At 68.6% G+C, this 9,363-nt stretch carries 8 protein-coding genes and 1 tRNA gene; 8 read left to right on the plus strand and 1 reads right to left on the minus strand.

What is annotated here, in order from left to right; genetic code table 11:
• Nucleotides 1-109: 109 nt before the first annotated feature.
• The 4 genes from HJC40_RS14295 to HJC40_RS14310 are packed head-to-tail and all read left to right on the plus strand — an operon-like array spanning nucleotide 110 to nucleotide 2,414.
• Nucleotides 110-493, plus strand: coding sequence for a YbaB/EbfC family nucleoid-associated protein (locus HJC40_RS14295; protein ID WP_250001534.1), 384 nt, complete (start codon nucleotides 110-112; stop codon nucleotides 491-493).
• Nucleotides 494-501: 8 nt separating this feature from the next.
• The gene (locus tag HJC40_RS14300; protein WP_250001535.1) at nucleotides 502-819 is read left to right on the plus strand and encodes a type VII secretion target; all 318 of its coding nucleotides are present in this window, start codon (nucleotides 502-504) and stop codon (nucleotides 817-819) included.
• Complete coding sequence (locus HJC40_RS14305; protein ID WP_250001536.1) at nucleotides 816-2,081, plus strand: WXG100 family type VII secretion target; 1,266 nt, start codon at nucleotides 816-818, stop codon at nucleotides 2,079-2,081. The genes HJC40_RS14300 and HJC40_RS14305 overlap by 4 nt, the downstream gene beginning before the upstream one ends.
• A 30-nt stretch (nucleotides 2,082-2,111) precedes the next feature.
• A complete protein-coding gene (locus tag HJC40_RS14310) occupies nucleotides 2,112-2,414 on the plus strand; it encodes a hypothetical protein (protein ID WP_250001537.1) in 303 nt (100 codons plus the stop codon).
• Nucleotides 2,415-2,580: 166 nt separating this feature from the next.
• Here the strand turns inward: HJC40_RS14310 and HJC40_RS14315 are convergent, their stop codons facing one another.
• On the minus strand, nucleotides 2,581-5,805 hold the full coding sequence (locus HJC40_RS14315) for a DEAD/DEAH box helicase (RefSeq protein WP_250001538.1): 3,225 nt from the start codon (nucleotides 5,803-5,805) through the stop codon (nucleotides 2,581-2,583).
• A gap of 350 nt (nucleotides 5,806-6,155) precedes the next feature.
• Between HJC40_RS14315 and HJC40_RS14320 the strand changes: the two genes are divergently transcribed.
• The 4 genes from HJC40_RS14320 (at nucleotide 6,156) to HJC40_RS14335 (ending at nucleotide 9,235) form a co-directional block, all read left to right on the plus strand.
• The gene (locus HJC40_RS14320) at nucleotides 6,156-6,329 is read left to right on the plus strand and encodes a hypothetical protein (protein ID WP_250001539.1); all 174 of its coding nucleotides are present in this window, start codon (nucleotides 6,156-6,158) and stop codon (nucleotides 6,327-6,329) included.
• Nucleotides 6,330-6,357: 28 nt separating this feature from the next.
• The gene (locus tag HJC40_RS14325) at nucleotides 6,358-7,143 is read left to right on the plus strand and encodes an ABC transporter ATP-binding protein (RefSeq protein WP_250001540.1); all 786 of its coding nucleotides are present in this window, start codon (nucleotides 6,358-6,360) and stop codon (nucleotides 7,141-7,143) included.
• A gap of 5 nt (nucleotides 7,144-7,148) precedes the next feature.
• Nucleotides 7,149-9,020, plus strand: a complete 1,872-nt coding sequence (locus HJC40_RS14330) for an FtsX-like permease family protein (RefSeq protein WP_250001541.1) — start codon at nucleotides 7,149-7,151, stop codon at nucleotides 9,018-9,020.
• 139 nt (nucleotides 9,021-9,159) lie between these two features.
• Nucleotides 9,160-9,235, plus strand: a tRNA-Arg gene (locus HJC40_RS14335).
• The last annotated feature ends 128 nt before the right edge of the window (nucleotides 9,236-9,363 follow it).

A 9,363-nucleotide genomic window follows, 5' to 3' on the forward strand; every position in this document is an offset into this window, starting at 1 on the left:
GCACGCGATTGACGGCATGGCCGCTGCGGAAGGCTCGCCAGGTCGAAGCCGAAGATCCAGATAGCGAGGGCTCGATAGCCTCCTGAAGGGTATCGATGGGAGTGAGCCCGTGGACGGCGTTGATGCTGCTGAGGAATGGCTGGACACTTGGGTCGGGCAGGTGAACGCCCAAGCGGCGCAGAGTGTTGAGCTCTCGCGGCGGGTAGCGGCGCTCACCGGTACGGCGGAGGGCCGCGACGGCGCGGTTCGGGTTACGGTGGGTTCTGCCGGTCAGATCGAACGGCTTGAGCTCGACGACCGCGTACGCGATGTGTCTGGCCCCCGCCTCGCCGAAGAGATCATGTCGGTCATGCGGCGCGCCCAGGCGGCCCTTTCCAATCTGGTGGCCGATCAGGTCCAAGACACCGTCGGCGTAGACACCGAGACGGGACGCGCGGTGATTCAATCGTTCGAGACCCGCTTCCCCACTGTCGAGCGTGAGGAAGACCGGTGAGCGCGGGTATGGAGTTTCCCGCCGAGGCTGTGACACGCCACGTCGGCGCCGTGGATGAGGCGTCCGATGAGATGTCGCGGGCTCGCGCGGCGGCAGGCGAGGTCGCCATGGACAGCCAGGCGTACGGACAGCTCTGCCAGTTCTTACCCGCCCTGCTGAGCCCCCTGTTCGGCAGCGCCACGGGGGTGATGAACGACGCGATGGACGCGCTCGGAGAGACCTCCTCGAAACTGCGGGCGACCGCGACAGGGATGAACGCCACCGACGCCGCCAGCGCCCGGCAGGTGAACTCAGCAGCGACCCCGCACCTCGATCTTCCGCTATGACCGACAACCCGCTGGTCGCCCAGGCGCACAGCTCGACCACCTGGTACACCGGCCTCGGTCTGGCCGAAGACGCGGCACAGATCAGCAACGGCATCCAGGACAACAGCTGGGTCGACGGCACCCTGGGCGGCGTCGGCGGCGCCCTGGACCTGCTCGGCACGGTCGTCGACCCGCTCGGCTCGCTGGTGGCCTGGGGTGTCAGCTGGCTGATGGAGCACGTACGGCCGTTACAGCAAAGCCTGGACTGGCTGGCCGGTAAGCCGGACGAGATCGCCGCTCATGCTGCCACCTGGCGCAACGTCGCCGACTCAACGGCGGCCACCCAACAGCGCTACACCGACGCCGTCCAGTCACACACAGGCGGCTGGACCGGCGTCTCCGGGGATGCCTACCGCAGCCATGCCGCCCAGCAGGCGGACGCCCTCGGCGGCATCGCCAAGGCATCCGACGCAATCTCGCACGCCGTCGAAGGCGCCGGGCTGCTCGTCGGAATGGTCCGCGGCATCGTCCGCGATCTGATCGCCCAGTTCGTGGCCACCCTCGCTGCCCGCCTACCCATGTGGTTGGCGGAGGCCGGGCTGACTCTTGGCATCGGCGCCCCGGTGGTCATCGGTCAGGTCGCCGCCCTGGTCGCCAAATGGGTCAACCGCATTCAAGGCTTCATTCGATCTCTGCTCAACAGTCTGCGACGACTCGGCGGCAAGCTGAACGAGTTGACCGGCGTACTGGATGGCCTCAAGACGGCACTTCGTCAGCTCGGCCGGTCCGATCCGCTGGCGACCACGCCCGGCACGACATCCGCAGTGCGACAGACCGGCGGGGAACTGCGGCGTCCGCGGGGCGACATCGACTTCGAGGCGGAATGGGCAGACCGGGCCTACGACACGTTTCGGACCAGCGACGACGAGGTCCCGGCCGTCGCCGCGACCGCGCGAGAGTACGGCTTCAGCCCGGAAGACATCACCGCGATCAAGAATCACGTCTTCCGAGATGAGCATCTGCTTGACCTGTACGGCGACAACATCACGGCCCGTTTCGACGCCAACCCCCGCATGGCCGAGGCTTGGCAACGGCTCGCCGACGGCAATCCACATCCGGCCGACATCGACCTGTTGCGGCACGAACAATTCGAGTCGAGTTACATGGCCAGGACCGGCGACCCGAGCTACGGCCGCGCACATACCGCCACCAACGAGGCGGGCTACACGTGGGATCCTGAAGCCGCAGCGCGGGATGGGGTCGGCTATCAACGGAAGGACTGACGTGCGCGGTGACATCGGGCGGTGCCGGCCATGACCGCCTCTATCGGAATCTGGGCGCAGGGCGACCCGGTCGGCGAGTCGGTGCTCTACCGGTGGGAGGCCGACCAACAGACCGGTTACGTGACCTTCGAGGTACCGACCCGGCGGTTCCGACCGGCCGACGACAGCGGTCAACCGATCGGCGATCTGTTGTTCGACCCGGCCGTCGGCGAGCCGTCGGGCGCCGCCGTGGGCGTGAACCAACGGTTGTTCAACCAGGTGGTCGTCGCGATCATGCGCGCTTATCGGCGGGCCGGGACGGCTCCGGCCACCGCCCACGCGTATTACTACTGAGAGCCGTTAGCGCGGGATGAACAACGTCGAGGAAACCTTTGCCGGACGGCGAGCAGTTCAGGATTCCGGGCGCTGAACGAGTTGCAGGAATGCTCCTAGCTCACGGTCTGGGCTGACATGGCGCCGGCGGAGGGGCTGCACGGTGTCGCGGCCACACCCCCCGCCCCTAACCGAGAAGCTCGCGGATGTCCGCCGCGGTGAGTCCGGCAGAGGAGAACTCCCCGCCGTCCATCACGCCGGAGAACAGTTCGGCCTTGCGGGCCTGCAAGGCCATCACCTTTTCCTCGATGGTGTCGCGCGCTACCAGGCGATAGACCATCACGTTGCGGGTCTGCCCGATGCGGTGGGTCCGGTCCACCGCCTGCGCTTCCGTCGCGGGATTCCACCACGGGTCGAGCAGGATGCAGTAGTCCGCCTCGGTCAGGTTCAGGCCGAACCCACCCGCCTTCAGACTGATCAGGAAGGCCCCCGCGGCGCCGGTCTTGAACTCCTCCACCACCCGCTTGCGATTGCGAGTGGTGCCGTCCAGGTAGGTGCAGGCGATGCCGGCCTGTTCCAACCGATCGCGAGCGCTGCCGAGGAAGCGAGTGAACTGGCTGAACACCAGAGTGCGGTGGCCCTCCGCGACGATGTCGGTGAGTTGCTCCACAAGCAGATCAAGCTTGGTCGAGGAGACTGCGCGGTGTCGTTCGTCGACCAGCGCCACGTCCAGGCTGGCCTGCCGTAACAACGTCAGCGAGCGGAAGATCTCAAAGCGGTTCTTCTCCATGTCACCTAGCAGGCCGAGTACCTTCTGCCGCTCCCGCTGCAGGTAACGCTGGTAGACCTTGCGATGACCGGGCGACAGATCAACTTCGACCACCTGTTCCTGCTTGGCCGGCAGGTCGGCGGCAACCTCGCTCTTGCGCCGGCGCAGCACCAGCGGGCGGATCCGGCGGCGTAACTGGGCCAGCCGCTCGTGGTCGCGGTCACGCTCGATCGGATGGCGGTAATACTCGGTGAACCGATCGAGCCGGGGGAACAGGCCGGGGGCCGCGACCGAACACAGCGCCCACAGTTCGGCCAGGTTGTTCTCCATCGGCGTGCCGGTGATGGCGATTTTGAAAGGCGCCGGGAGACGGCGGGCGCACTTGTATGCCAGCGATTGCGGGTTCTTCACGAACTGCGCTTCGTCCAGCACCAGACCAGCCCAGTCCATTGCCGCGTATTCGTCGTACTCCAGGCGGAACAGCGTGTAGGACGTAACCACAACGTCGGCCTGCCCCACCGCCTCAGCGAGATCGACTCCTCGCCGGGCCGCAGTCGAGGTGATCGCCCGGACCTCGAGATCGGGAGTGAAGCGGGCCGCCTCGGCCGCCCAGTTGTGCACGACACTGGCCGGCGCCACGACCAGAAAGCGTCCGTGTTTGCGGGCATGACACAGCAGAGCGAGCGCCTGCAGCGTCTTACCGAGACCCATGTCGTCGGCGAGGACGCCGCCGAGCCCGTTGTCGTGCAACGCGGCCAGCCACCGGAAGCCCTCCTCCTGGTACGGGCGCAACTCGGCGTGCACCTCGGTGGGCACCGGCTGGTCGAGGGCCACGCCGTCAGACAACGCGGCCACCGTACGCTGCCAATCCGCAGCCTGACCGGCCAACTCGCCCAATTCAGCCAGCTCGTCCCAGACCCCGGCCTGGAACCGGCCAACTCGCAGCACACCCGGCGGACTGTCGGCGAGCGCTCGCGATTCGGTGATCAGATCGCGCAGCTGCTGGAACTCCGGCCGATCCAAGCCAAAATAGGCACCACTGGGCAGAATCAAGAACTCCTGATCCCGGGCAAGGGCCACGAACAGCGCCTCGAAGTCGACCTGCTCGCCGCCCACCTCGACGCGAACTGACAGGTCGAACCAATCCTGCTCGCCGGCCTCGGCGGCGCCGGTGAACGTGATGATCGGCGCCGCCCCGGTTTCCTGCAGGTTCCACCCGTCGTCGGGCTCGATCACGGACACCCCGAGCTCGGCCAGCGCAGGGACCACCGTACTCAGGAAGCGGATCATCTCGTCACCGCCAAGCACCGACTCGGAGGTGAGTCGTGGACCCAGAGGGCCGGGTTCGAGCAGGCCGGGCACGAGGTCAGCCACCCGCTGAAGGAGATCGGCGCCCTCGTCGGAAAGCGTCGGTGACCAGAGTGGCTCGCCATGCCGCCCGCCACCGACCTCGACCACCCACTCCCAGCGCAATCGCAGCTGCTGCTGGCGTTCGGCACTCAAGGTCACTGTCAGGGTTGGAGCACCCACCTCGGGCAGACTCACAGCGGGCCCGGCCGGCACGACGTCCACTTGCTGGACCAGGGCGGGATAGAACTCGGCGAAGAACCGCGCCTCGTGGTCGCCCGGAATCCGGATACTCGGTGCCGTCAGGACCTTACGAGCCGAGCTCGGAAGCGGACGGGCCAGCGGAGCCAGCCTCATGGCCCGCCCAGCCGGATCCGCTTCACCGCGCACACCCCACGAGGCGATGCCGTGCGCCGGCTCGCCGATGAACATCGCGTTCTCCAGCTCGACCGGCATGCCGTCGTCCTGCACCACGGCATGGAGCGACAGATCGCCATCGACCCGGTCCACTCGCATCGACACCCGCGCCGGGCGGCGCGCCACGATCACCGGTCGAGCATCCTTGCCGTATTCCACCAGCGGCAGGCCGGACTCCTGCGCCTCCGCCAACAAGTCCCAAATACGTCGACTGCCGAACTCGTCGAGGAAGATGCTCGCGTTGCTGCCGCCGTAGTAGTGCGCATGGGAGCCGGACAGCTTGACGATCTCGGTGAGCAGCCGGCGGTGGTGCTTCAGGTCCGGCGAGCCGCCCCCGACGTAGTCGAGCGAGTGCCAGCTGATCCCCGTACGCACCCAACCCCTGCGGCCCGGCAGCACCGGGCGCATCGAGATCCGCTGCTGGGTCTTGCGCGTCCGTGAAACGTATGCGTCCACTAGCTCAAACTGCAGCCCGATACCGGGATCCACAGGCTGCGGGACCGGCTGCGGCCCCGCCACGTCACGGACCCAGGCGGACAGTTGGGACTCCCATCGCCCGGCCTTCGGCTGCCGCTGGACCGGCGCTGTGGATTTCTTCACCGTGGCCTCCTGCTGGGCGGCGATCAACAGCGCCAGGACATGTACGCATTCCGCGTCGGCGCAGCTGCACGAACCTCTCAGGGCGGGCGTCACACCCGGGACAACCTCGGCGGTCACCTCCCCGCCGGCGCGGACCTTGCCGACCGCCTGACCGGATCCACCGACGGCCGGGTCGACAATCTCCCCATCGCTCAGCACTGCTCGTGCTTGAAGAAACGTGCGGACCCCGACCAACTCGCAAAGCACCGCTTCTTCTGGAGAGAGGACCAGCTTCGCCATCGTCGCCCTTCGCGAGAGTCAGCGACCCACTCTAAACGCGCGGCAATGGGCGCTGCGCGCGATGTCCCCGCTACGAGTGAGTCGGGTGCTTACCGCCCAGAAGACTGGCTGAGTGACCCGGCGGCTCCGGCCGGCCGACGACAGCGGTCATCCATCCGCTACCAGTTCCACTGAGATAGCGACGAATTGGTGGTCTCAGTGGATTGAACTTTTCCGCGGCGGGCTGCTGCCTGCCACCCTTGTACTGGAGCAGGGTCGAATGCTGCCGCTCGGCTTGACTGTGTTGTGGAAACACCGTTTCTAATGCCGGAAGACTTCACGGAGTTGAATCCTTCCGACAGGAGATCCCGATGTCTCGTGTTCTTTCCCGCATCCTGGTGACCGTCGGCGCCGCGCCCGCGGCCCACGCCGGCACCTCCCCCGTCCAGCGCGGTGTGAACGCGCTGGCCGGCGAGGGCAAGGCCGGCTTGGACACACCGGTCGAGACGTACCTCCCGACCGGCCCGCCGGCCGTCACCCGCTGAGCGCCTCGTGGACACGGAGCGAACCGCCATGCCCACCCCTCGCGACATCGACGTCAAAGGTCTCGACACCCCCAGGATCAGCACCTCCAAGACCGAGCCAGCCGTCCGACTGGTCGACGTACACAAGACCTACGAGGGCGCGACACCGGTCGCCGCCCTGCGCGGCGTGTCACTGGACTTCGCGCGCGGCTCGCTGACCGCGGTGATGGGCCAGTCCGGCTCCGGCAAGTCGACGCTGCTCAACGTCGCGGCCGGGCTGGACGTGCCGACCCGCGGCCAGGTCGTGATCGGCGGCACGGACACCAGCAACTTCTCGCCCGACAACCTCACCCGGTTCCGGCGCGACCAGGTCGGCTTCATCTTCCAGTCCTACAACCTCATCGGCCATCTCGACGTCCTCACCAACATCGAGCTCCCGCTCGTTCTCGGCGGCCGCACCGCGGACCGCGCCTGGCTCGCGGAGCTCGTCAGGACCCTCGGCATCGCGGGTCTCGAGGACCGCCTGCCCGGCGAGCTCTCCGGAGGGCAGGCCCAGCGGGTGGCCATCGCCCGCGCGCTGATGACCCGCCCCTCGGTGGTCTTCGCGGACGAGCCGACCGGTGCCCTCGACTCCCGCAGCGGTCAGCAGGTGCTGGAGCTGCTCTGCGACGCCGCACGCAGGCTCAACCAGACCGTCGTCATCGTCACCCACGACAGCGTCGTGGCGGCCGCGGCCGAACGCGTCGTCTTCCTGTCCGACGGGCTCGTCGTCGACGACGTCACCGCCCCGGCGGCCGAGCAGGTCGCCTCGCGCATGCTCGCCCTGGGTCGGTGAGTGGGATGTGGTCCCTCGCCCTCGCCGGCGCCCGAGCGCACCGCACCAGCCTGTCGGGCACCGCGCTCGTCTTGGCTGTCTCAGGGGCCCTGGTGTCGCTGATCGGGGTGTTCTTCGAGTCCGGGTCCCGTGCTGAGGCGGGCGTCGAAGGTGGCACGCTGGTCGCGCTCGCGTCGTCGTACTCCGGCATCGCCCTTGTCGTGGTCGTCATGGTCGTCGCAGCTATGGTGACACTCACGCTGCGAGCCCGTCGGCGGGAGTTCGCCCTCATGCGCACCGTCGGCGCGACCCGCGGCCAGGTCCGGCAGCAGGTCTCCTTCGAGGTGCTGCTCGTCGCGCTGGTCGCCGTGCCTCTGGGCGCTGCACCCGGGGTCCTGCTGGCCCGGCAGTTCGACCCGCTCCTGCAGGACGCGGGGATGCTGTCGCCCGGCTCCCAGCTCTCCCTGTCCCCGCTGCCCGTGCTGGCGGCCGTGGCGCTGCTCGTGCCCACCGCCATGCTCGCCGGTCGGCTTGCGACCCGCGAGACACTGCGGATCCCGCCCACCGACGCCCTTCGCAGCTCGGCGGTCGAGACGCCGCGGATCGGGCCGATCCGCAAGGCCTTCGCGCTCCTCACGGCGGTGGCCGGCCTGGCCGTCGCGTTCACGCCGTTCTGGGTGCCGGGGAGCGTCGGCGGTGAGACAGCTGGCCTCTCGGCGTTCTTCCTGATCGGCGCGGTCGCGCTGGCCGGACCGCTGCTGGTAGCCCGGACTTTCGGCCGGACCGTCCTGCTCGCCGGGGCGCGGACCGGGGCCCCGACCCGGCTCGCCCTGCACAACGTCCGTGGCTTCTCGCGCCGCCTGACCACTGTTATCGTGCCGCTGGCGCTGGCCCTGTCCGTCGGCACCATCCAGACCAGCGTCGACAATGCGCTCGGCCAGGCCTCCGAGGAGCAGCTGCGCGCTGCCGTGACCGCGGACCTGGTGGTGACCGGCGCTCCGTCGGCGGCCTCGCAGCTGACCGCGGTGCCCGGAGTCGCAGGAGTGGCACCCCTGAGCGACGTGCCGGTCGAGGTCCGCACCGATTATGAGGAACCCGACATCCTGGTCTGGGAGAGCACCACGCTGCGGACCGTGCCCGCCGACGTGCCGCGCAGCGTCTTCGACCCCAGCGTCACCGACGGTTCGCTGGCCGCGCTGTCGGCACCCGGCACCGTCGCCGTCAGCTCGGACAGCGCGTCTCTGATCGGCCTCGGCACGGGAGACTCACTCGCGGTGCGCTACGACGGCGCCGAGCACGCCCTGGAGGTGGTCGCCGTCTACGAGCGAGGACTGGGGGTGGGCGGCTACCTGATCGCGCCGGACACCGCGACCTCGCTGGGCTCCGGCGCCACGCCCTCGACCCTGCTCGTCACGACCACCGACGACGCGACGACGGCCCAGACCGCCGACCGCATCCGGGACCTGGGCTACACGGTCCAGAGCCCGGCGCAGTACGCCGCCGGCGCGACCAGCCCCGACGCCGCCGAACAGCAGCTGTCCACGCTCCTGCTGCTCCTGCTCCTGGTCTTCATCATCCTCGGGGCCGTCAACGCCCTGGTGCTCACGACAGGGGGCCGGCATGCCGAGCTGGTCCTGCTGCACCGGACCGGCACGACGCGCCGGCAGCTGAGCAGGATGCTGCTCGTCGAGTCACTGCTCACCGGGGCGCTCGCGTGGCTGATCGGGACCGCGGCCGTCGTCCCCGCCGTGCTCGGTGTCAGCGCCGGGCTGCTGCCTGGGCAGGTACCCGTGGTCGACCTGACGACGTACGCCCTGCTCAGCCTCGCCGTCGTCGTCACGGCCGTAGGCGCCACCACGGCGACGGCGGCATGGGCCGTCCGCCGGGCCACCGGGTGAAGCCTGACGGCATCCCGCGGTACTGGTGTCACGAACCATCGCGTGACCCCTTGCGCGTACCCAATGGCGCTGATGGGCACCCACCGGCTGCCCGGGCACTCGCGCGGGTATCCCCAGGTCGGTGCGATATGGGCCGCAGGCCTTCGTAGCTCAGGGGATAGAGCATCGGTTTCCTAAACCGTGTGTCGTAGGTTCGATTCCTACCGGGGGCACCATTGTGATGTCTCAGGACATCGGAATAGCCTGAACCTACGTTTCGTAGGTTCGGGCTGTTTTGTTTTTGGGGGTGGGTCCGGGTGGCCGGCCGGTGGGCTGGTAGTCGCGTCGGGGGTCGATGGTGAGT

It is taken from the genome of Actinoplanes sp. M2I2 (genome assembly GCF_023544445.1).
Classification (GTDB): domain Bacteria; phylum Actinomycetota; class Actinomycetes; order Mycobacteriales; family Micromonosporaceae; genus Actinoplanes.

Excerpts from the sequence above, each read along its gene's own strand:
- HJC40_RS14300 (WP_250001535.1), top strand. The coding sequence starts at position 502 with ATGGAGTTTCCCGCCGAGGCTGTGACACGCCACGTCGGCGCCGTGGAT.
- HJC40_RS14305 (WP_250001536.1), top strand. The coding sequence starts at position 816 with ATGACCGACAACCCGCTGGTCGCCCAGGCGCACAGCTCGACCACCTGG.
- HJC40_RS14310 (WP_250001537.1), top strand. The coding sequence starts at position 2,112 with ATGACCGCCTCTATCGGAATCTGGGCGCAGGGCGACCCGGTCGGCGAG.
- HJC40_RS14315 (WP_250001538.1), bottom strand. The coding sequence starts at position 5,805 with ATGGCGAAGCTGGTCCTCTCTCCAGAAGAAGCGGTGCTTTGCGAGTTG.
- HJC40_RS14320 (WP_250001539.1), top strand. The coding sequence starts at position 6,156 with ATGTCTCGTGTTCTTTCCCGCATCCTGGTGACCGTCGGCGCCGCGCCC.
- HJC40_RS14325 (WP_250001540.1), top strand. The coding sequence starts at position 6,358 with ATGCCCACCCCTCGCGACATCGACGTCAAAGGTCTCGACACCCCCAGG.
- HJC40_RS14330 (WP_250001541.1), top strand. The coding sequence starts at position 7,149 with ATGTGGTCCCTCGCCCTCGCCGGCGCCCGAGCGCACCGCACCAGCCTG.